Origin of the sequence: Emticicia sp., from assembly GCF_043780375.1 — a bacterium.
In the GTDB taxonomy this organism is placed as follows: Bacteria; Bacteroidota; Bacteroidia; order Cytophagales; family Spirosomataceae; genus Emticicia.
In genome coordinates this window covers 1-22160 of sequence record NZ_JAYWCU010000011.1, presented here as the reverse complement: position 1 = coordinate 22160, position 22160 = coordinate 1, and the positions used below count along the sequence as shown (strand labels likewise).

Sequence of the window (22160 nt, the reverse complement as noted above, 5' to 3'; positions counted from 1 at the left end):
TGCCGCTTTTATTGTAAAGGTCAATCACTTTACAATGTTCCTTTTTGCCAATTTTCTTGATGGCTTCGGCGAATTGTGCTAAAAACTGCCCTTTTTTCTCTTTATACGAACCATAAGCATTGTTTTTTAGATTGTTGATATAAACAAAATCAACTCGCTGCATAGGCGTGATTAAAATAATTTTAGCATTTTTATTCAAACTTCTTATTTTGTCGATAATGATGCGGTAAGAGCCATACAAAGTTTTGCTACCCGTATTTTCCTGATAATCAGACATTTGACCGATTTGTCTTCCTTGCCACCAATCGTTTGTTCCAAGAAAAACAGAGTAAACATCGGCAGAGGTGAGTCCCAAAGTTTCAATTTTATCGGCTATTCCACCCGATGTCCAACCATTATGCCCTTGATTAATGTAATGAATATTGGGTAGCTTCTCCACAACTCTTGTCATATAGCCTTTCGTAATTCTGTTTCCTGTTTCGTTTGGGTGTTCATTCAAATACGTGATAGAATCGCCAATGGCAACCCAGGTAATTTCTTTGTGTTTGTATGAACTGCTTAGAAAGAATAAGGAGACTAATAATAATAGTTTTTTCATTTTAGATTAGGGGAATAATGTGTTTTATGAACAAAAAAATCGCATAAATTCTTGATAAACAAGTATTTATGCGATTATATATTTTCTTACTAAAAAATTCAGTTATGTCTTACCAAAAGTTTCTTTGTAACTATTTTCTTACCATCCACAACCAATTGATATAAATAAACGCCCGAATCCCAAGTAGTTGTTTGAATTTTCAATTTCCGGTCATTTTTGTCTAATTCGTAGTTAGCAACTTCGTTTCCAAGTAAGTTATAAAACGACATTCTTGCTTCATTTACGTTTCCAGTAATCACATAGTCAATATTTGCAAAATCATTGGCAGGATTTGGATAAATGTTTGAAACCGTCAGTTTCTCACTTGAATAAAGTTTTTCATTGTTAGTATTATCACCTACACTTTTATCAAAATTAGTAGGAATTTCACTATTTGTGGCTTTCGCAACAACCAGTTTCGATGAACCGTTCAACAAGGCATTTCTAAAATACTGATTTACCACCGAAGGCTTATTCAATTTCACTTCGGTAGGCATTGGTTTGCTTACAAAAGCTAATTTCTGAAGAGGTGCTTTATTCGTAGTAGTTGGCTTTTTACCAATATCCAAACGAGACTTGCCCTTCTCCACTTGGGCGAAGGCAACGTTGGATACGAGTGCAATTCCAATCAGTACTGATAAGTATTTTTGTAAACTTTTTACCATAATTAAATAAATAATTTTTATAGTTTTTGCACGTATATTATTAGGGGTACAACAAACATACGAGAAATAAATTAAAATCCAAATGTTTTTATATTATTAAGACTATTTTTTTGATTAAAAGGTTGCAATGAAAATAAACTTTTTTCGTTAGGTTCTATTTTTAAATAAACTTAGGCATTAAATACCTGCTTTCTTTGGTGCAAACTTCAAGCCAAGCACTTCTGCTTTAGTAGGTTTTTCTTTTTCTCGCCAATTAAAACCCTCCAACTGATTTGTGTCGTTTGTTAACTCATTTGGCGGTACAAGTTTAGAGTCGGGCTTACCAATAAATGTTATTTTATTTACCTGATTTTCCTTAAATCGCATATTCATTTTGCTACACTCAACTCGATTTACGCCAATTAATCTATTTTCTCCATCTAAGGCATAATAGATACTTTCGCCGTTGCCTTCCACAATAACTTGTTCGATGCGAGTCTCTTTATTGAACAAAACCGAAATATTTCGCCCTTTTATTTGGTTGAAATTATGAGAGGTATCTTTTGCAATAACAAACCCTTGGTTTATCATATACATTCGATTTACCCGCTTGTTTTTCATATATACGTGAATTGTATCTGCTTCGGATTGATTTTGGGTACTCCAAAGAATAGGTTTCGTAAAAAAGTGAATAACCGAATCTTTTAAGTCGTAAAGCAACGAATCACACCGACTTTGCATATCCGAACGATAGACTTTTACATGACCAAAAGCTATCAGTTTTTCCATTTTATTCTCTTTTTTTGCCGTATCTTTTTTTGCTACTTTGGTCTTTAAAGTATCAATAGCCTCGTAGGCATAAAGCGTATCGGCACTCAAATACAAAGTATCTAGCTCGGCAGTATTACGCATGAGGGCATTACCCAAAATTTTGGTCAAACCAGTTTTTCCATCTCGAATACCGATATCTCCATTCAAAACTATTTTGTCTTTTTTTGAAACTAATTCAACATTTCCTTTGGCAATTCCCGATTCGGTTTTTTGGTCGAAATTGAGCGTGTCGCCAATTAGTGTGTACTCTTCATTTACAATTTTTGAGCGACCCTTAAAGTTCGATTGTTGTGTTTCGGTATTATAAGTGCTTCCTGCATTGGCTATTATGTCGCCATCTTTGCTTTTTATAAGGGTTGGTGCTTTAAAAACAGCAATTTTTGTACGGGCATTGTATTGCAAACTGTCTGAAGTAATGGTATATTTTGGATTTATTATTTCGACGTTTTCTTTGTAATTAAAAATCTTGCTTCGGGTATTATAATAGCCTTTTTCACTCTTCAAAGTGCTTGAATCTTGCACGATTACGCCACGAACAGGGTAATAAGCACGATTTCGTTGAATGTCATATTCCACAACACGGGTAGTGAGCGTAACTTTTTTGTCTGTTAGTACCACTTTTTTACCCAAAACTCGAGCAAAACGAGTGTTTCCGTCATAATAGAGTGTATCTCCCGTAATCGTAAGAGTATCTCCTTGTACGATTCTTACTTTTCCATAGGCTTCGAGTGTATTATTTGCTTCATTTTGAGTAGCAATTTGACAAAACAAAATTGCTCCACGATGCGAAAAAGAAACATTTCCAATAAACTGGCGAGTAACCACAGGATTTTGATTAACGCCCAATAAGCTATCGGCACTCAAGAGATTTATACGTGAATTAGGTACTTTTGGAGGTGGTGGATTTAAAGGTTTTTGTGCGAACGTCGTTAGGGAACAAAACAACAAAAGCACCAGCCATAGCTGCCGACCCACCCCGATAGAGGTGATTTTTCTATATTTACGATTTTTTTTTATAAAAAGATATAGCATTTTGAAACCCTCTTCACTGGGGCGGGGCAGGGGCGGGGCTGTTGGTTGTGCTAATGTTTTTTTAATATTTTCAATCATCTTCGCTGGAAACTTCTAAATTTGTTCGCAAAATTACGCAATTGCTTTGATGCTTCATGCCTTCTTAACATATATTAACGAGCAAAAATTATTCGACCCGACAGATAAAATTCTGCTGACAGTCAGTGGAGGGAAAGATTCGGTTATGATGTTTAACCTCTTTTGTAGGGCGAATATTGGTTTCGCTGTAGCCCATTGCAATTTTCAGCTAAGAGGTGAAGATTCTGACGGAGATGAAAAGTTTGTAGAGGAATTATGTAGTAGCAATGGAATTGATTTTCATTCGACAAGGTTTGAAACTAAGAAATTTGTCAAAGAAAATAATGTTTCTACGCAAATGGCTGCTCGTACGCTACGTTACGAATGGTTTGGGAAAATCAGGCAAGAATTTGGTTATGCTTATATTGCTACTGCTCATCACCTCAATGACAGCATTGAAACTGTACTTTTAAACCTCACAAAAGGTACTGGAATTGCTGGTTTACGGGGGATTTTACCCAAAAGAGGTTTCATTATTCGTCCACTTTTATTTGCTTCACGAGGGCAAATTGATAGCTATGTGGATGATAATCAAATAGTTTGGCGAGAAGATAGCTCTAATGTTTCGGATGATTACCAACGAAATTTAATGCGACATCAGGTTGTACCATTGTTAAAAAAAATCAATCCCAATTTTGATGAAACTTTTGCCCGAAATTTGGAACGTTTGCAATCTGTCGAGGTAGATTTTCGTAAAAACCTAAACTCGTTCAAAAATACAGTGATGCATGAAGAAAATGAAGTGGTTTTCTTGAAAATTGCCCATATCAAATATTACGAGTCGGCGGCTTATTTTTTGGAAGAATTGTTGAAAGATTTTGGCTTTAATTATTTTCAATCGAAAGAAATTTATCATTCACTCGATGGGCTTTCAGGGAAAGTTTTTCATTCTTCAACACATACACTCTTAAAAGATAGAGAGGATTTGATAATAACTCGCCCTTCGGTTACGCTCAGAGAACGAGAGCAAAAGGAAATATGCCATCCTGTTGGAGAGAGTTGGGAGGGCTTGCATGAGGTGATTTTTGAAGGAAAAAATCTAAGATTTTCTGTAGTTGAAATTGCAGATTTTGAAGCAAATTTTACCCAAAACAGCACAACTCTTTTCGTAGATTATGATAAAATTACCTTTCCTTTGATACTCCGTACTTGGCATGAAGGCGATTGGTTTATTCCCCTTGGAATGAAAGGACGAAAGAAGATTTCAGACTTTTTGATTGATAAAAAGATTTCTATAAATCTTAAAAAAGTCATATTTTTACTTACTTCAATGGATAATGTTTTGTGGGTAGTTGGTCATCGAGCTGATGATAGATTTAAAATTACTGAGGTGACTAAGCGAGTATTTAAAGTTGAAATTATTTCTTGAAAATTATCTGTAATTTCACATTAAATATTCTTTTTTAATCTAAAACACCCACTTCTAATCATTTTTTTTTGTCCAAAAAACTTCTTTGGTACGGTTATTGATATTTATAGTAGATATCCGAATCGTGCAGTGAATTATACCCATTTATCTTTAACATTTAAAATGCTTTATCCATGAAAAAATACAGTTTTGGATTATTGGCATTATTTATCCTGATAACCCAATTAATATTCGCTCAAAGTGGTAGATTAATGGTTGCCAATCGCAATTTCGATAATATGAGTTATATCGAAGCAATTCGTAATTATGAAGATTATTTGCGTACCGCCAAGACAGGAACTTCCGAAATGAAAGAGGCTTTAATTAAGGTGGGTTACAGTTATCGAAAAGTACAAGATTCTCGAAATGCTGAGAGAATCTATGCCGAAATAATCGAACTTTTTAGCAAAGAAGCTGAAAGCGAAATCTATTTATATTACGCCCAAGCCTTAGCTAATAATGGAAAATATAAAGAGTCACAGAAGATGTATAGTCGCTATGGTCAAGAGCAAACGACCGATATGAGAGGCAGAAAATTTACGGTTGCTTATATGGATAATGGACGTTTTTACCAAGATTCATCTACCTACAAAGTCGATTATTTGTATGCTCTGAACTCTCGGCAGTCAGATTTTAGTCCGATGTATTATAAAAATGGTTTAGTGTTTGTTTCATCGAGAGAAGAAGGAGGGGCAATAAAGCGAGTATTCATGCAAAACCAAACACCGTTTCTTGATTTATTTATGTTTCCTGATACCTCAGAACTAAGAAAAGATAATATTATTGCTATGAAACTAACAGGAGGTGTAGGCGGCGGTAATAACACTTTCAATAGTTCCGAAAAAATAGAAGCCATAGCAACTGAAGATATACCTTTATCTAAAATTGAGCAGTTTAGCAAAACCCTTAATACCAAATACCACGAAGGCCCTGTAACGTTTTTTAAGGACTACAAAAAATTGGTTTTTACCAGAAACAATCACAATAAAGGTAAAAGTAGAACTGGCTCTGATGGAGTGAATAAATTGAAACTCTATATGGCATTTGAAAATGGTAAAAGTTGGGGAAATATTAAAGAATTGCCTTTCAATAATGATGATTATTCGTGTGGACACCCTGCTCTTTCGCCTGATGATACAAAACTTTATTTTGTGTCGGATATGCCCGGTGGTTTCGGTGGAACTGATATTTATGTAGTAGAATACCGTGATGGTGAATGGAGTTCGCCTGTCAATTTAGGCAGAGAAATAAACACCGAAGGAAACGAAATGTTTCCTTTTATGGATGAAAATGGGAATATGTATTTTTCTTCCGACGGACATGAAGGGTTAGGCGGATTGGATGTTTTTTATGTAGAAATGAGAGAGGGTATTCCGTTGAGCGATATTCAGAACTTAGGAGCACCTATTAACTCAGAAAAAGATGATTTTGGCTTCATAACTGATAGTCGTCGTTCGAGTGGTTTTTTTAGTTCAAATCGTAAACGTGGTTTTGGTGATGACAATATTTATTCTTTTCGTCATGGTTGCCGTCAGTTGAACGTATTGGTTTATGATGCAGAAACAAAGCAACCCTTGGAAAATGTCGATGTACGATTACTGAAAAATGAGGTTAATAAAGAGTTATTTGTAACAGCCTCGGACGGAAAAGTTACAGTTTGCTTAGAAACTGGAACAGATTTTGAGTTCAAAACATTGAAAGAAGGCTACGAAGCAAATAGCATTGGTTATGGAACTTTTGCTACTTCGTTGAAAAACAAGACCTCGATTACGATGTATTTGCAAAAATCAAAAGCACCACTTGTAAAAGGTATGATTGTTTCGGAAGTAAATCAACAACCAATTAATGGAGCAACCGTAACGCTTCAAAATGGAAAAGATGGTTCAACACAACAGGTTGTTACTGGAGCTGACGGAAAGTATGAATTTCAAACTAAAAAAGAAGGTGAATATTCGGTATCGGCAAGCAAAGACCGATATGCAGTGAATACTGAAAATTTGGGAAAAGTAAAACAAACCAGAAAAGGACCGAAAACCGTTGAACAGAACCTGGGTTTGGTGGGTCAAGGTGATATTTTTCGCTTAGACAATATTTATTACGATTACGGTCAATTTTTTATTAGACCCGATGCCGCTAAAGAATTAGAAACCAAGTTAGTGCCTTTATTAAAAAAATATCCTGATATGCGAATCGAAGTTCGCTCACATACAGATAGTCGCTCAAATGATATGTTTAATGCTAAATTATCAGAAAATAGAGCAAGAGCCGTAGTAGATTATTTGATAGCTCGAGGTGTAGGATTAACAAGAATTGAAGCAAAAGGTTATGGAGAAAGCGAATTGTTGAATAATTGTGATGATAGCACTGCCTGTACAGAATTACAACATCAAGCCAATCGCCGTACTGAGTTTAAGATTTTAGCAATATCGGCTGTGACTTTGAACAAGTAGTAGTCGGTACTATTTTAAACAGATAAAGATTAGTTTTTTTTCATAGTTTAGGGTTAGGGTTTATTATTCAAGAAAAGCATCGCCACATTGAGCGATGCTTTTTTGTTTGACAAACCTCATAGTTTTATAAAAACTCTAAGGTTTTTTCATGCGATAAGATTACTTTTGAAGAAAAATCAAGAAAAAGAAAAAAAATATTCAATATAGAAGAAAATGGCAGACAAAAATATCGAATTCCTGTACAAATACTTAAATAATGCCTCTCCAACTGGCTTTGAGGCACCTGGGCAACAAATTTGGTTAGACTATATTAAACCTTATATCGACGAACAAATAATTGATGTCTATGGCACAGCTGTTGGGGTGATAAATCCAGGACAGCCATATAAAGTAGTTATTGAAGCTCATTCGGACGAAATTTCTTGGTTTGTTAACTATATTACCGAAGATGGGTATATTTATGTACGCCGTAATGGTGGTTCTGACCATCAAATTGCTCCATCAAAAAGAGTAAATATTCATACCCGTAAAGGCATTGTGAAAGGTATTTTTGGTTGGCCTGCTATTCACGTTCGTGAAGCCGCTACCGAAGAAAAACCAACCCTAAAAAATATCTTTATTGACGTAGGTGCTGCCAAAAAAACCGAAGTAGAAGAAATGGGCATTCATGTTGGTTGTGTCATTACTTTTGAAGATACTTTGATGGAATTGAACAGCAAATTCTATGTTGGACGTGCCTTAGACAATCGCATGGGAGGTTATATTGTGGCAGAAGTTGCCCGCAGACTGAAAGAAAACAATGTCACTTTACCATTTACACTTTATGTGGTCAATGCGGTGCAGGAAGAAATTGGCTTGCGTGGTTCGGAAATGATTTCTCGTAGATTAAAACCTGATGTTGCCATTTGTTGTGATGTTATTCATGATACACAATCGCCGATGTATAACAAAAAAACTGACGGAGATTTGTCTTGTGGCAAAGGCCCAGTTTTAACTTACGGCCCGGCGGTTCATAATAATTTATTAAATTTTATTATTGATGTAGCCAACGAAAAAAGTATCCCATTCCAAAGGGCAGCGGCAAGTCGTTCGACTGGAACAGACACCGATTCGTTTGCCTACTCGGCCGAAGGTGTTGCGTCAGCATTGATTTCGTTGCCACAAAAATATATGCACACTACAGTAGAAATGTGTCATAAAGACGATATTAATGCCTGTATTGATATGTATTATGAGGTTTTGCTGAAGTTAGAAGCTGGGCAAGATTTTAGATATATGAAATAAATTGTAGAGGCGTATAATATTCGCCATTTTAGAACATAAAAAAATATTTCCAAAAACACTTGGGAATATTTTTTATATAAAGTAACTTTGTGTTACAAAGTTCTTTTTGAATATAATGACATCTAATAAAATCAGTATAAGTTTCACAATCAGTCGAGCAACATTAAGTTTAGTTTTACTAACGCTTCTTTGCTGCATCTTACTAATTATCAGGGCAGTAGAAACTCAACAAGTACAAGGATTATTTTTACTTTGGAATCTTTTTTTGGCGTGGATGCCTTTATTTTTTGCACTTGTAGCGAGAAGATTAACTTCATCAACCTCAGAAATTACTAAATTTAAAGAAATACTCATCTACTCAACTTTAGCATTCTGGCTTTTATTTTTTCCAAATTCACCCTATATTATTACTGATTTGATTCACTTAGGAGAATACAATAGTCAAATCTTGTGGTTCGATACTGTTGGTTTTTTTATTGCTGCTTTGGCAGGAATGGCAACCGGACTTTATTCACTTTATATAGCTCATCAGGTGCTTAACTGCTTGACTACCAGTATAATAGCATGGGTAATAGTTTCAATAAGTATTATTCTTTCGGGCTTTGGATTATACTTAGGGCGGTTTGTACGCTTCAATAGTTGGGATTTATTTACTAATCCTTTCTATTTATTACGTAAATCGTTGCAAGAACTACAAAATCCTTTGGCGATGCAAACAACAATGGTTTTTACGCTGGTCGTAATGGTGCTATATATATCGATGATTATCTTAATTCCAAATCGTCATGCAAGTGTTAAAAATGTTGCGTAGCTTTCAGCATGCCATCCGAGGATTAGGTTTTTTGATGGAAGAAAATAATTCCAAATTTCATTTATTAGCAACCTTAATTGTCTTATTAATAGGATTTTACGTAAAACTGTCAGGCAATGAATGGACAATTGTTATCATACAAATCGGTTTAGTTTTTACCGCCGAAGCATTTAATACAGCCATCGAAAAACTCTGTGATTTTGTTTCGCCTGAGCATCAAACACTCATCGGGAAAGTAAAAGATTTGGCTGCAGCAGCAGTTTTGATTGTTTCGGTGGTTGCGGTAATTGTTGGAATTATTATAATTTTGCCAAAAATTTTAAGCATTTAAGAAATGAAAGATTTGAAGATTGCTACGGCACAATTCGAAAATAAAAGTGGTGATAAAAGCTATAATCTTGAAATGATTAGCCAATTATCTTCCAAGGCGGCCCAACAAGGAGCAGATGTCATTGCGTTTCATGAATGCTCAATTACGGGTTATACATTTGCTCGTCATTTGTCTAAAGAACAGATGTTAGAAGTTGCCGAATATATTCCCGAAGGGCCAAGTATTCAGCATTTAACTGACATTGCACGAGCCAACAATATTGTTGTTTTGGCAGGTTTATTTGAAAAGGACATTGATGAAAAATTATATAAGGCCTATGTATGTGTTGATAAAAATGGCTTAGTAGCAAAATACCGAAAACTACATCCTTTCATCAATCCACACCTTACACCGGGCAATGAATATGTGATTTTTGACTTACTCGGTTGGAAATGTGGCATTTTGATTTGCTATGATAATAATATTATTGAGAATGTAAGAGCAACCAATTTGTTGGGAGCAGACATCATTTTTATGCCCCACGTAACCATGTGTACGCCTTCAACGCGACCAGGAGCAGGTTTTGTTGACCCAAAATTATGGGAAAATCGGGAGCAAGACCCAACATCTTTGAGAATAGAATTTGATGGCTTAAAAGGACGTGCTTGGCTGATGAAATGGCTACCAGCCAGAGCTTACGACAATGCTATTTATGCGATTTTTTCTAATCCAATTGGCATGGATGATGACCAACTTAAAAATGGTTGTTCGATGATAATTGATCCTTTTGGTGATATAATTGCCGAATGTCGAAATCTTGGAAATGACATTGCCATAGCCGTTTGTACGGCGGATAAACTTCAGCAAGCGGGTGGGTATCGCTACAAAAAAGCACGTCGAACAGAGCTATACAAAGATATTTTAGTAAAGGATAATATTTCTGAACAAAAAGTTGTTTGGATGTCCAACGAAAACCTATAATTTACAAAATGAACGAACATCTCGAACATCTCAAAGAAATTCGCTCCTTGATGGAACGCTCCTCGAAATTCCTTTCCTTGAGTGGACTTTCGGGTATTTCGGCTGGAGTATGTGCTTTGCTGGGGGCTTGGTATGCTTATGCCAAACTTCATGTCGATGGCTCAAGTGTATTAAATAATCCAGAAATCAGGCATGAAATGGTGCCTCAATTAGTCATTGGAGCCTTAATTGTCTTGGCATTTGCTTTTTTGTTTGGCATATTATTTACTGTCAGAAAAGCTCGAAAACAAGGATTAAATGTTTGGAATAAAACCTCCAAATTATTATTACTCAACCTCATGATTCCATTAGGAGCAGGAGGGGGCTTTTGTTTGGGAATGCTCTATCATGGCTTTTTTTGGTTGTGTTTTCCAGCCACACTTGTTTTTTATGGCGTGGCATTGGTCAGTGCAAGTAAATATACCATGCACGATATTTTCTATTTAGGAATTGTGGAAATACTTTTGGGAATAATCTCTTTGTTTTTAGCAAAATATAACCTCATTTTTTGGGCAATTGGTTTTGGAGTTTTACATATTGTTTACGGTACTGTGATGTACTATAAATATGACCGTCAAACAAATCCAAATGAAAGTTAAAATGTGCATAAATAATTGATTATCAATACTTTAAAAAGCTAATAGCTAACTGCAAAAAGCCAAGCGGAACGCCGCCCGTAGCCAATTATGCAAATATTACAAAACTTCAATAAAGCGTTTGAAAGCAAAGCTCGACTTGGTATTATGTCGGTGCTGATGGTCAATGACGAGGTAAGTTTCATTGTTTTGAAAGACCTTTTGTCAATGACTGATGGCAACTTAGCTACGCATTTGCGAGCTTTGGAGGAGGCAAATTATATTGATTTCAAGAAAGAATTTATTGGTCGAAAACCAAGTACAGTTTATAGTGTAACTGATGAAGGGAAGAAAGCATTTGAACAGCATCTCAATGAGCTTGAAAAGTTTATAAAAGGAGGATAATTATATTTTTTTGCATTTTTACTTTGTATTACAAAGTTCTTTTTAATAAATTAAAATAATAACCAACATGAAAAAACGAACAATTCAACTCGCAATCCTCATTGTGCTGCCATTACTTTTCAATGCTATCTTTTGGAAAGAAAACTTTGGAGTTAATCTACTGATATTTAGTAGCTTAGTTATGTTTATCTTAGCTTTCTTTTTGTTTCCAGAGAGCATACGTAAACGTAATGTGCAAGTATCGTTCGTACTTACTTTAGTGTCGGGAGTGATGGTGGTTGTGCATAATTCGGTCGTGAGTCAGTTGGGGCATTTAGCTTCGTTTTTCCTGATGATTGGTTTTATGCAAGAGAATCGCTCGAAAACACTTTTAGAGGCTGCACTGCAATATTTCATCAATTTTTTTGGTACAATCATTGAAGCCCCTAAGCATCTACAACGTTCTTCGGAGTCGGTGTTTGGAGAGAATAAATTTGCAAAATTCATAGCCAAAAACTTATTTTTGGCTATTGTCCCGATGTTGGTTTTTGGGGTATTTTTCTTGATTTTCTTTAATGCAAACCCAGTTTTTAATGAATTAGTTAGTAATTCATGGCAATATTTCTCCGATTTATTTAGTCTATCTTTCGATGAAGAAACTTTGGGCAGAATTATCTTTTTTCTTTTTGGTACTTATCTGGTGTTCAGCATTGTATTCGATTGGGGAATCTCGAAAAACCTTTCAAAGTTTTTTGCAAGAAACGAACATATCACACCAACTGAACTTGCTTCAGAGCACGAATCAAACTACCAACGCAATGAATATAAAATTGCTTTGATGCTAATTGGCTCGGTGAATATCCTGTTATTGATTATCAACATCATTGACATTAATTTTCTTTGGTTTAGTTTCGATTATTCGCAGGCGGGGAATCTTTCTAAATTGGTACACGAAGGCACTGGAACGCTCATTTTCAGTATTTTCCTGTCGATTGCCATATTGCTTTATTATTTCCGCAAAGACCTCAACTTTTATCAAAACAATAAATTACTTAAATATGCAGCTTACGCTTGGATTGTGCAAAATGTTGTCTTAATTATATCGGTTTGCCTACGAAACTATTATTATATTGATTTCTACGGACTTACCCATTTACGCATTGGTGTAGGTGTTTTCTTACTAATTACAATCATAGGTTTGGTCACTTTGTGGATAAAAATAAGAGATTTAAGGTCGTTTTTCTATATATTTCGAGTAAATACTTGGGCTTTATTTATAGTTTGGCTTGGCTTGACATTGGTTAATTGGGATGTGCTGATTGCCCGCTATAACCTCGCTAATACTTTTAGAAATGGAGTGGATTATGAATATTTACTCACACTTTCCGACAAAACTTTGCCGATTATCTACGAAAATCGTTCTAAACTACCCAATGAAGCCAATCAAAATAGGTTAAAAGTTAGAATAGAAGAATATTTTAAGTATCAGAATGACCGTACATGGTGTTCGTGGAATTTGGCCGATGATACTGCAATTAAAGAGCTTAAAGCTCAGATTGCAGCTAACCCAATTGTACCAGTTATTACACCAAAAGCAAATTAAATAATTTATGTATTCGATTTAAAAACCAAATTCAGAAGAATAATATTAACATGATCACCTTCAACCAAAAACCTTTCATCATTTTCGTATTGTTATTTCTAACAGAAGTAATAATTGCGATGTATGTTCACGATGCCATTATTTGTCCATTTTTTGGAGATTTTTTGGCGGTGATTGCTTTGTATTATTTGTTGAAATCACTGCTGAAATTCAGTAATCTAACACTCGTTTTGAGTAGTCTTTTGTTTGCTTATTTCCTTGAAATCTTGCAATTTTTCGACTTTTTGAATTATTCAGGTCTGAAACAGTACAAAATCATAGCAATTGTGTTGGGAACTTCATTTGCTTGGGGAGATATAGTTTCTTACACTTTGGGGGCTTTATTTGTTATGCTTTCAGAAAAACAATTGAAAAATCAAGTAATCCAGAAAATCCTTTAATCATGATCAAGAACTCAATAGTTCGTCAAATTTGGGGAAATGCCGATACCATTTTGTTTATTTTTGGTGGAGCTGCTGCCGAATTTTCGCTCAACAAAGCTGTTGATTGGCTATATTTTACAGGAAAATTGCCAGCCGACCCTCTGGAAAGGTTATTTTCTACGGTTGTTTATGCCCAACAAATTATCTTTTCAGATGAAGAATCAGCCCGAAAAGCGATTGATAAAATCAATACTATTCATCAAGCAGTAGAAGCGAATAGAGGCATGAAAATTCCAGATTGGGCGTACCGTGATGTGCTTTTTATGCTCATCCATTATTCTATTACTGCCTTTGAATTGCTCGAAAGAAAGTTAACTATTGCCGAAAAAGAAGAAATTTTTGAGGTATTTTACCGTGTTGGTATGCAAATGAACTTAAAAGATTTGCCTAATAACTATCAAGATTGGTTGGTGGTTCGTGAGCAACATTTACAAGAAAACCTTGTCAGAAGCACTTTTACGTTTGATTTGTACAAGCAATACAGAAAACATTTAGGCTTGATGAGATATATTATTTTGCTCGAAGCTCAAAAATTGGTCGTGCCTAAACACGTAAAAGTATTATTAGATTTTAATGGCTTTTCTCTATTAAAACCTTTTTTATGGCTTTATAAAATTGCTCGAAAATTGAGTTTCGATAAATTATTGAAGTCCACTTTGTTGCCATCTAATTATAAAAAACAAATTTTTGCTTTAAATATGTAAACTAAGTACAGATTCTGTTAGGGTTTAGTAGCAAAAGCCATTTGAATTTCAGATGGTTTTTCTGTTGTTATGTTTGCAATAAGTTTTTTATTCCAAACCCAAACATTTTTTGTAATTTTGTAGAATAATCAAAATAATAGGCTCGAATGGATGTTGGACAAGCATATTGCTCTTTTTGTGGCAGACGTAAAAATGAAGTTGAACTTTTAATATCAGGAACGGAGGCAAATATATGTAATTTTTGTGTTGAGCAAGGTTTCCAATTGGTGCAGCAAGAACTTCACGCTGGAGCAGCACCTCAGAAAAAAGAAAAAAAGAAGAAAATAGAATTACCTAAATTTGATTTAAGACCTCCAGCTCAACTTAAAGGACATTTAGACCAATATATTATTGGACAAGATGAAGCAAAGAAAGTGTTGAGTGTTGCCGTTTATAATCACTATAAGCGATTAACTCAACCCAAAAGAGAAGATGAGGTTACGATTGAAAAATCGAATATTATCATGGTTGGCGAAACAGGAACGGGAAAAACTTACTTGGCTCGCACAATTGCTAAGGTTTTGCAAGTGCCATTTGCCATTGCCGATGCGACAGTATTGACAGAAGCAGGTTATGTGGGTGAAGATGTAGAAAGTATTTTGAGCCGTTTGCTTCAAGCTGCCGATTTTAATGTTGAATTAGCAGAGAGAGGTATCGTTTATATTGATGAAATTGATAAAATTGCTCGTAAAGGCGATAATCCATCTATTACCCGTGATGTGAGTGGTGAAGGTGTGCAACAAGGACTTTTGAAATTATTGGAAGGCTCAATCGTGAGTGTACCACCACAAGGTGGACGCAAGCATCCCGAGCAAAAACTGATTCAAATCAATACCGAAAATATTCTTTTTATCTGTGGAGGAGCGTTTGATGGCATCGACCGTCACATTGGAAAACGTATGAATACTCGTCCGATTGGTTTCTCAAAAGGTGGGAAAAATATAGAACTTTCGAGCGATATAAGTCTGTTACGTTTTGTAACTCAACAAGATTTAAAATCTTTTGGGCTGATTCCTGAGTTAATTGGGCGTTTACCATTGCTTACTTACCTGAATCCGCTTGACCGTGATGCACTTCGTCGTATTTTGACTGAACCCAAAAATGCTTTGGTGAAGCAATACAAAAAGCTTTTTGCAATGGAAGACGTAGTGCTTGAGTTTTCGGAAGAAGTGCTTGAGTTTATCGTTGATCAAGCAATGGAATATAAGCTCGGAGCGAGAGGTTTACGCTCGGTTTGTGAAGCAATCATGACAGACATTATGTACGAAATTCCATCAAATAAATCTATTAAGAATTTTACTATTACGCTCGAATATGCACAAAACATGTTTGAACGTTCGGCATTTTATCAGTTGAAAATAGTAGCTTAAATATTAGAATAACCCCGAAATCTGAGTTTAGTTTTCGGGGTTATTTATTAGACTTATTGCAATGGAAGATTATTCGTTTAAAAACAGCCTTTTTTTACAGCATCGGCTGTCCGATTGCTCTTCGATTAAATTTTCGTCGGTAGCTTCACTACGAACTCAAATTTAAGCCTCAATCAAGCAAAAAATGACTTGGTTTTCTAAATCGAAACGCCCATCGCAACAAGTCTATTATCGAATATAAATGTCGAATATTAATAATCAATTGAGTAAAAAAGTTACTTAAAATCTCTCACATCAATAATATTTCTACAAAAAGCATATTCGTTTGGTTGATTTGAGCAAATAATTAGTAAGCGATTAGCAGTATGTTTCTCTATTTGCCCCAAATACCAAGTTATTCCTTCAGCATCAAGATTTGAAGTGGGTTCGTCAAGCAAAATGATGGGAGATTCAGAATAAAAAGCTAAACCTAATTTGAGACGTTGCTTCATTCCTGACGAAAAGTTTTTGACAGTTTTATCTTTATGCGGCGAAAGTTGTAATAAATCAACAAGTTGAGTAGGAGAGATACCGTCTTTAAAAGGTTTGAATTTTTGATGAAATTCTACCGACTCTTGTAGCGTAAATTCTTCTACTAATTCGAGATAAGGAGCTGCAATAACAATTTTCTTGAAAACGTCATCAATACTAATTGCTTGCTTATCAAACAAATAATTGATATTTCCTTCAGTGTAAGGCATTACGCCAGCAAGCACTTGCAGAAGAGTAGATTTTCCGCTACCATTTGGCCCAACAAAAGTATAGCTATTTCCTAGCTCAAAAGACAGATTTACATTTTTGAAAATCCATTCTTTGCGAAACTTTTTACCTAAATTTTCTAATTGAATTGTCATCAAAAAATAGTCCCCCTTCAGGGATTAGGGGTTTATTCTTCAATTACTTTTTTTACGGGACTTTTAATGATTCCTCGTTCCGAATTTGAAATAAAATTTAAAATTTCGTCTCTTTCTGGTGTAGCAGGAAATTCTAATTCTACCTGAGTGATAGCATCAGTATTGTTTAGGCCTCTTAAATAAATGTACCGATAAATATCTTGAATTTCCTTGATTTTTTCGTCAGAATTTCCTCTTCTACGCAAACCAACCGAGTTGATTCCTGCATAAGAAAGTGGCTCACGAGCAGCTTTTATGTAAGGAGGTACATCTTTTCTGATTTGTGAACAGCCACCGATATAAGTATGTTTGCCAATTTTTACAAATTGTTGAACTGCCGACATTCCGCCAATATTCGCAAAATCGCCAATGGTGATATGTCCAGCTAACTGAACACAGTTTGCCAATATGACATGATTGCCAATGATGCAATCATGAGCAATATGAGTGTATGCCATGATAAGGCAATTTGAACCTATTTCGGTGCGATATTTGTCTGTTGTACCTCTATTAACGGTTACACATTCTCTGATGGTTGTGTTATCACCGATAATGGTTTTAGTATCTTCCCCCTTAAATTTCAGGTCTTGCGGAACCGCTGAAATGACCGCTCCTGGGAAAATTTTGCAATTTTTACCAATTCGTGCACCTTCCATGATGATTGCGTGCGAACCTATCCATGTTCCTTCTCCTATTTCAACATCTTTGTTGATAACAGCAAATGGTTCAATTACTACATTTTGTGCAACTTTTGCGTCGGGGTGTATGTATGCTAACGGTTGATTCATTCGTAAGAATTAAATTATGAATGATGAATTATGAATGATTCGTCGATGCGGTTTTAGCTTTCATACGTAAGAATGAATACTAAAAGGCATATTTCATAATTCATACTCTTTATGTATTATTTTGCTTTTCTAACTAATCGGGCGGTCATGTCCACGTCACAAACGAGGTTTTTACCAACCCATGCTTCGCCGTGCATTTTTGCCACGCCAAGTCTGATTGCCGCAAGAAGATGACATCTAATAATCAAAGTATCGCCTGGCAAAACATTGCGGTAGAAACGACAATTATCAATACCCACCAAATAAGGCCAAAATGCCTCAGGGTCTCCTGTTGAAGTCAATACCAAAACGCCACCTGTTTGAGCAATCGCTTCGATTTGAAGTACACCCGGCATTACAGGATTTTCTGGAAAATGTCCTGTAAATTGAGGTTCATTCATTGTGATATTTTTAACACCAACTACTGCCTGTCCATCAAGATAGACAATCTTATCTACGAGAGCAAATGGATAACGGTGGGGTAGAAGCTTTGCAATTTCACTAACATTATATACTGGCGGTACATTTGGGTCATATTGTGGAGCCCCTTTTGCCGCATCGGTCATTTGTTTTTTAATTTTTTTTGCTAAAGCAACGTTAGGTGTATGCCCAGGACGTGCTGCCAAAATATGTGCCTTTAGCGGGCGACCAATCAGTGCCAAGTCGCCCATAACATCTAATAACTTATGTCGAGCAGGCTCATTAGCAAAGCGTAAAGGCATATCGTTCAAGATACCTGTTTTGCCAATTTCTATTTTTTCTTTATTGAGTAATTTCGACAAATCATCAATTTCTTCTTCCGAAACTTCTCTATCAACAATCACTACGGCATTATCAATATTACCGCCTTTAATTAGTCCGGCTTTATAAAGGGCTTCTAATTCGTGTAGAAACACAAAAGTACGGCAAGATGCAATTTCTTTTTTGAACAAACTGATTTCGTGCAATTGAGCGTGTTGGCTATTCAAAATCGTCGAATTATAGTCAACCATTACCGTTAGTCGGTAATCATTTAAAGGCAACGCAGCTAATTCGATACTTTGGTCGTCGTTGCGAAAATGAATGGCTTCGGTTATTTCATAATAATTTCGCAAAGAATGTTGTTCTTCCAAACCTGCTTCTTCAATTATTTCAACAAATTTGATAGCACTTCCGTCCAAAATGGGTACTTCTAAACCATCCAACTGAATCATTACGTTATCAACTTGCAAGCCTACTAAAGCTGCCAAAATATGTTCAGTAGTATGAATTCTAACGTCATTTTTTTCTAAAACAGTTCCTCTTGAAGTATCAACCACATAATCTACATCGGCCTCTACAACAGGCTTTCCTGGCAAGTCAATTCTTTGGAATTTATAACCGTGATTTATAGGTGCGGGTTGTAGCAACATCGTCACTTTTTCGCCAGTGTGTAAACCTACACCGGTAATTGAAACTGTTTTTTGAATGGTATGTTGTTTAACGTTCATTGTAATAATTTTACTTGTTCTTGGATAAGTGTAATATATAATTGAATCGGAGATTATATTTAGCTAAGAATACTTGAAAATATTTCCATCATTTTACGCCAAAACCCCTTGATTGATAAGCTCTTCAACTTGTGTTTCTAATGCTCGCACTTGTTTTTCTAGGGCAGGAAGTTTACGCAAAATCGACATTGAACGAAGATAATCGTTTAAGTCGAAAGCAGGCGTTCCATTGATAGAAATGCCTTCTTTTCTGACACTTTTTGTAACACCAGCTTGCCCTCCAACCTTTGTTCCATCGGCAATAGCAATGTGCCCGTTTACGCCAACTTGCCCTGCAATGACGCAGTTTTTGCCAATTTTTGTCGAACCAGCCACGCCAGTTTGAGCGGCAATAACGGTGTTTTGACCAATCTCAACATTATGTGCAATCTGAACTAAATTATCAATTTTTGCTCCTTCACGAATAATCGTTGATCCCATTGTGGCACAATCAATTGTCGAATTTGAGCCGATACTTACATTATTTTCCAGAATGACATTTCCTAATTGTGGAATCGTCTTGTAAGTGCCATCGGCTTGTGGAGCGAATCCAAATCCATCGCTTCCAATTACTGCTCCCGAATGAATGACGCAATAATTACCAATGATACAATTTTCGTAAACTTTTACGCCAGCGTATAAAATCGTATTATCGCCAATGCTTACATTATCACTGATATAAACTTGAGGGTAAATCTTTACGTTTGTGCCAATTTTACAATTTTTCCCAATATAAGAAAACGCCCCTTGATAAATTTCTTCTCCAATAGTTGTATTTTCTCCTACAAAAACTGGTTGTTCAATACCTTTCTTAGAAAAATTCAATATTTTTTGATATTCTTCAAGTAGTTGAGTAAAAGCAATATAGGCATTTTTAACGATAATTAAGGTGGTAGAAAGCTTTTTCTTTGGTTCAAAACCTTGACTGACGATTACTGCAGTCGCATTGGTTGTGTAGAGAAAAGACTCATATTTAGCATTGGCGAGAAAAGAGATGTCGCCTTGCGAACCTTCTTCAATTTTTGATAACTGACTGATTATCAAGGAATCATCTCCTCGAACCTCGCCATTGAGTAGGTGTGCTATTTGCTTAACCGTGAATTTCATAAATTATAGTACCCTTGCATTGCTAACGATTGCTTAGGTTTTTTGCGTTAGTTTTTATCTATTCGCTCTAATACTTTATTTTGGTAAGTATAGAGCGAATGCTTTATATAAAATATTATTGAAATAATACAAAAACACACTTCTTTTTCGCAAAATCATTGCAAAGATACGTTTTTGCCCCAACATACATAGTATTTTTTCACGATGTTACTCAATGCTTTGATGGTTGGCAAATCGGAAGCATCGGCAATATCAACTACATTCTTGTTTTTGGTCAAAATATTGATTGTTTCATCGCCCGCAACATACCCTTTATTACTTACATCACCTTCGATTAGAAAATATTCTAAATCTTTTTCTTTGATGCCCTTTTCAGTAAGAGATTGGGTAATTGACTGAATGAATGAATCTTCGATGGGAAAATTTGAAATTCTGATTTTGTATAAATTCCGATTCAATAAATCTGTACAAATAGTTGAAAGAATTTTATCAGAATGAAATTGCCATATTTTTATACAAGCCCAAATGTCATAATCGTCTAATTTGGTGAATGCTTCTAAATATTTATCATCAGTTTGAAAGGCTGTTAAAGTAATATTTTCTTTCAAAAAAATTGAAAAAGGACGTGTTACAAATATATCTTCTCCGTTTTTAATCAATTTTCTTGCTCGACTAATAATCTGAATGAGCATCGCTTCGGTACAAATTGAAGTTTTGTGCAGATAAACCTGCCAATACATTAACCGTCGAGCGTTCAAAAAGTTTTCGACACTCAGTAAGCCTTTTTCTTCTACAACTAATTGATTATCAACAACGTTGAGCATTTTTATGATTCGGTCAACACCAATTGTACCTTCGGCAACGCCCGTAAAAAAGCAATCACGGTTGAGGTAATCCATTCTATCCATGTCCAACTGGCTCGAAATCAGTTGGTGGAAAAATGCTCGATGATAAGTACCGTTAAACATTTCGATTGCTAAATCTAATAATCCACCCAATTCTTGATTGAGTTTTTCCATCAATAAAGCTGAAATATGTTCGTGATTTACCTCATTCAAGATGGTGTATTCGAGTACGTGCGAAAATGGGCCATGCCCAATGTCATGCAATAAAATCGCAATTTGGGCAGATTCACACTCAATATCTGATATTGTATGACCCTTCGTTTGCAATACTTGCAAAGCCTGACCCATGAGGTGCATTGCTCCAAGTGCATGATGAAAACGAGTATGTAAAGCACCTGGGTAAACATATTCTGCCATTCCCAATTGCTTAATTCGACGTAAACGCTGGAAAAAAGGATGCTCAATCAAATCATAAATCAAATCTGATGGAACACTTACAAATCCATAAACAGGATCGTTGAATATCTTGCGTTTATTGGTCATTATAATAATGGCTTTGAGTGAGTATGCAAAATTACCCTTTTATTTTTTATACTTATCTTAACAACAACGCAAAGAAGAAAACTTTAGTTGTGAAGAAGAGAAAAATGAGGATAAAATTTTGAAGAAAGAGAAGAAATAGCTACTTTTGCACCACAAAGCCAAGTTTTGGTTTTTAGGGCCTATAGCTCATTCGGTTAGAGCAACTGACTCATAATCAGTAGGTGCTTGGTTCGATTCCAAGTGGGCCCACAAAGCAACTAATTGATTATCAAGGACTTATGAAAATTCATAAGTCCTTTTTTGTTGCCTTAAAATTTCATTTGCAAACAATTTGCAAACATTTCTTAGAAAATTTCAAAATTATTTATTTTTACAAACAATGAATTTTACTTACTAGTAGTGCAGATAAAAGAGAACAAAGATATTATGGCAAATTTTTAAATTTATGTAGAAGTATAAAAAAAAACTGTAAAAATCTCAATTAAAAAGATTAATACAGATATTTGAACAATTAAGTAAAGATAAATGCTACAACGCTTCCACCAATTTCTTGATTTCATCAATTTGCCAAGTGAAGTAATCTTTGTTTTTATTGGTGTTTCGGATATAGATTTGCATATTGCTCAAACCTACTTTATGGTAAAAAAATAGTTTTTTGAAACCTCTTTCGGCAATCATTTTGTCAATGTTGTCGAGT

At 35.3% G+C, this 22160-nt stretch carries 20 protein-coding genes and 1 tRNA gene; 13 read left to right on the top strand and 8 right to left on the bottom strand.

The window, feature by feature from the left end; translation table 11 throughout:
• From ACH2CJ_RS01230 to ACH2CJ_RS01220, 3 genes are all read right to left on the bottom strand, one after another.
• A partial coding sequence (locus tag ACH2CJ_RS01230) for an SGNH/GDSL hydrolase family protein (protein ID WP_394990249.1) occupies positions 1-598 on the bottom strand: 598 nt, incomplete at its 3' end.
• A 98-nt stretch (positions 599-696) separates the two neighbouring features.
• Positions 697-1302, bottom strand: a complete 606-nt coding sequence (locus ACH2CJ_RS01225) for a T9SS type A sorting domain-containing protein (protein ID WP_394990248.1) — start codon at positions 1300-1302, stop codon at positions 697-699.
• Between the two features lie 177 nt (positions 1303-1479).
• A complete protein-coding gene (locus ACH2CJ_RS01220) occupies positions 1480-3087 on the bottom strand; it encodes an OstA-like protein (RefSeq protein ID WP_394990247.1) in 1608 nt (535 codons plus the stop codon).
• Between the two features lie 184 nt (positions 3088-3271).
• Here ACH2CJ_RS01220 and tilS point away from each other — a divergent pair, with 184 nt between their 5' ends.
• The 12 genes from tilS (at position 3272) to clpX (ending at position 15701) form a co-directional block, all read left to right on the top strand.
• Entirely contained in the window at positions 3272-4630 is a 1359-nt protein-coding gene (gene tilS, locus ACH2CJ_RS01215; protein ID WP_394990246.1) for a tRNA lysidine(34) synthetase TilS, read from the top strand.
• Between the two features lie 173 nt (positions 4631-4803).
• Positions 4804-7119 (top strand): carboxypeptidase regulatory-like domain-containing protein, encoded by a 2316-nt coding sequence (locus ACH2CJ_RS01210; RefSeq protein WP_394990245.1) that lies wholly within the window; start codon positions 4804-4806, stop codon positions 7117-7119.
• A 213-nt stretch (positions 7120-7332) separates the two neighbouring features.
• Positions 7333-8403: a M42 family metallopeptidase gene (locus ACH2CJ_RS01205; RefSeq protein ID WP_394990244.1), complete on the top strand. Its 1071-nt coding sequence runs from the start codon at positions 7333-7335 to the stop codon at positions 8401-8403.
• 115 nt (positions 8404-8518) lie between these two features.
• A complete protein-coding gene (locus ACH2CJ_RS01200; RefSeq protein ID WP_394990243.1) occupies positions 8519-9214 on the top strand; it encodes a DUF1361 domain-containing protein in 696 nt (231 codons plus the stop codon).
• The gene (locus tag ACH2CJ_RS01195) at positions 9189-9545 is read left to right on the top strand and encodes a diacylglycerol kinase family protein (RefSeq protein WP_394990242.1); all 357 of its coding nucleotides are present in this window, start codon (positions 9189-9191) and stop codon (positions 9543-9545) included. Before ACH2CJ_RS01200 ends, ACH2CJ_RS01195 begins: the two co-directional genes overlap by 26 nt.
• 3 nt (positions 9546-9548) lie before the next feature.
• A complete protein-coding gene (locus ACH2CJ_RS01190; RefSeq protein ID WP_394990241.1) occupies positions 9549-10505 on the top strand; it encodes a nitrilase family protein in 957 nt (318 codons plus the stop codon).
• A gap of 8 nt (positions 10506-10513) precedes the next feature.
• Positions 10514-11143 (top strand): hypothetical protein, encoded by a 630-nt coding sequence (locus tag ACH2CJ_RS01185; RefSeq protein WP_394990240.1) that lies wholly within the window; start codon positions 10514-10516, stop codon positions 11141-11143.
• Positions 11144-11230: 87 nt separating this feature from the next.
• Positions 11231-11524: a winged helix-turn-helix domain-containing protein gene (locus tag ACH2CJ_RS01180; RefSeq protein WP_394990239.1), complete on the top strand. Its 294-nt coding sequence runs from the start codon at positions 11231-11233 to the stop codon at positions 11522-11524.
• A 67-nt stretch (positions 11525-11591) separates the two neighbouring features.
• Positions 11592-13106, top strand: a complete 1515-nt coding sequence (locus ACH2CJ_RS01175; RefSeq protein ID WP_394990238.1) for a DUF4173 domain-containing protein — start codon at positions 11592-11594, stop codon at positions 13104-13106.
• 50 nt (positions 13107-13156) lie between these two features.
• Positions 13157-13546: a DUF2809 domain-containing protein gene (locus ACH2CJ_RS01170; RefSeq protein WP_394990237.1), complete on the top strand. Its 390-nt coding sequence runs from the start codon at positions 13157-13159 to the stop codon at positions 13544-13546.
• Between the two features lie 2 nt (positions 13547-13548).
• Entirely contained in the window at positions 13549-14292 is a 744-nt protein-coding gene (locus ACH2CJ_RS01165) for an oxygenase MpaB family protein (RefSeq protein ID WP_394990236.1), read from the top strand.
• Positions 14293-14438: 146 nt separating this feature from the next.
• Complete coding sequence (gene clpX / locus ACH2CJ_RS01160) at positions 14439-15701, top strand: ATP-dependent Clp protease ATP-binding subunit ClpX (protein WP_394990235.1); 1263 nt, start codon at positions 14439-14441, stop codon at positions 15699-15701.
• 275 nt (positions 15702-15976) lie between these two features.
• On the opposite strand, the gene ACH2CJ_RS01155 is transcribed toward clpX, so the two are convergent.
• From ACH2CJ_RS01155 to ACH2CJ_RS01135, 5 genes are all read right to left on the bottom strand, one after another.
• Positions 15977-16594 (bottom strand): ATP-binding cassette domain-containing protein, encoded by a 618-nt coding sequence (locus ACH2CJ_RS01155; protein WP_394990234.1) that lies wholly within the window; start codon positions 16592-16594, stop codon positions 15977-15979.
• 32 nt (positions 16595-16626) lie between these two features.
• Positions 16627-17421 (bottom strand): acyl-ACP--UDP-N-acetylglucosamine O-acyltransferase, encoded by a 795-nt coding sequence (lpxA, locus tag ACH2CJ_RS01150; protein ID WP_394990233.1) that lies wholly within the window; start codon positions 17419-17421, stop codon positions 16627-16629.
• A gap of 116 nt (positions 17422-17537) precedes the next feature.
• Positions 17538-18929: a bifunctional UDP-3-O-[3-hydroxymyristoyl] N-acetylglucosamine deacetylase/3-hydroxyacyl-ACP dehydratase gene (locus ACH2CJ_RS01145; protein WP_394990232.1), complete on the bottom strand. Its 1392-nt coding sequence runs from the start codon at positions 18927-18929 to the stop codon at positions 17538-17540.
• 93 nt (positions 18930-19022) lie between these two features.
• Positions 19023-20075 carry a UDP-3-O-(3-hydroxymyristoyl)glucosamine N-acyltransferase gene (gene lpxD, locus ACH2CJ_RS01140; protein ID WP_394990231.1) on the bottom strand — a complete coding sequence of 351 codons (1053 nt, stop codon included), beginning with the start codon at positions 20073-20075 and terminating at the stop codon, positions 19023-19025.
• A gap of 155 nt (positions 20076-20230) precedes the next feature.
• Positions 20231-21463, bottom strand: coding sequence for an HD domain-containing protein (locus ACH2CJ_RS01135; protein ID WP_394990230.1), 1233 nt, complete (start codon positions 21461-21463; stop codon positions 20231-20233).
• Positions 21464-21638: 175 nt separating this feature from the next.
• Here ACH2CJ_RS01135 and ACH2CJ_RS01130 point away from each other — a divergent pair.
• A tRNA-Ile gene (locus ACH2CJ_RS01130) sits at positions 21639-21712 on the top strand.
• Positions 21713-22160 lie beyond the last annotated feature (448 nt).

Coding starts and splice junctions, on each gene's coding strand:
- ACH2CJ_RS01195 (WP_394990242.1), top strand. CDS start 9,189: ATGCAAGTGTTAAAAATGTTGCGTAGCTTTCAGCATGCCATCCGAGGA.
- ACH2CJ_RS01205 (WP_394990244.1), top strand. CDS start 7,333: ATGGCAGACAAAAATATCGAATTCCTGTACAAATACTTAAATAATGCC.
- ACH2CJ_RS01135 (WP_394990230.1), bottom strand. CDS start 21,463: ATGACCAATAAACGCAAGATATTCAACGATCCTGTTTATGGATTTGTA.
- tilS (WP_394990246.1), top strand. CDS start 3,272: ATGCTTCATGCCTTCTTAACATATATTAACGAGCAAAAATTATTCGAC.
- ACH2CJ_RS01170 (WP_394990237.1), top strand. CDS start 13,157: ATGATCACCTTCAACCAAAAACCTTTCATCATTTTCGTATTGTTATTT.
- ACH2CJ_RS01200 (WP_394990243.1), top strand. CDS start 8,519: ATGACATCTAATAAAATCAGTATAAGTTTCACAATCAGTCGAGCAACA.
- ACH2CJ_RS01180 (WP_394990239.1), top strand. CDS start 11,231: ATGCAAATATTACAAAACTTCAATAAAGCGTTTGAAAGCAAAGCTCGA.
- ACH2CJ_RS01210 (WP_394990245.1), top strand. CDS start 4,804: ATGAAAAAATACAGTTTTGGATTATTGGCATTATTTATCCTGATAACC.
- clpX (WP_394990235.1), top strand. CDS start 14,439: ATGGATGTTGGACAAGCATATTGCTCTTTTTGTGGCAGACGTAAAAAT.
- lpxA (WP_394990233.1), bottom strand. CDS start 17,421: ATGAATCAACCGTTAGCATACATACACCCCGACGCAAAAGTTGCACAA.
- ACH2CJ_RS01185 (WP_394990240.1), top strand. CDS start 10,514: ATGAACGAACATCTCGAACATCTCAAAGAAATTCGCTCCTTGATGGAA.
- ACH2CJ_RS01145 (WP_394990232.1), bottom strand. CDS start 18,929: ATGAACGTTAAACAACATACCATTCAAAAAACAGTTTCAATTACCGGT.
- ACH2CJ_RS01225 (WP_394990248.1), bottom strand. CDS start 1,302: ATGGTAAAAAGTTTACAAAAATACTTATCAGTACTGATTGGAATTGCA.
- ACH2CJ_RS01190 (WP_394990241.1), top strand. CDS start 9,549: ATGAAAGATTTGAAGATTGCTACGGCACAATTCGAAAATAAAAGTGGT.
- ACH2CJ_RS01155 (WP_394990234.1), bottom strand. CDS start 16,594: ATGACAATTCAATTAGAAAATTTAGGTAAAAAGTTTCGCAAAGAATGG.
- lpxD (WP_394990231.1), bottom strand. CDS start 20,075: ATGAAATTCACGGTTAAGCAAATAGCACACCTACTCAATGGCGAGGTT.
- ACH2CJ_RS01165 (WP_394990236.1), top strand. CDS start 13,549: ATGATCAAGAACTCAATAGTTCGTCAAATTTGGGGAAATGCCGATACC.
- ACH2CJ_RS01175 (WP_394990238.1), top strand. CDS start 11,592: ATGAAAAAACGAACAATTCAACTCGCAATCCTCATTGTGCTGCCATTA.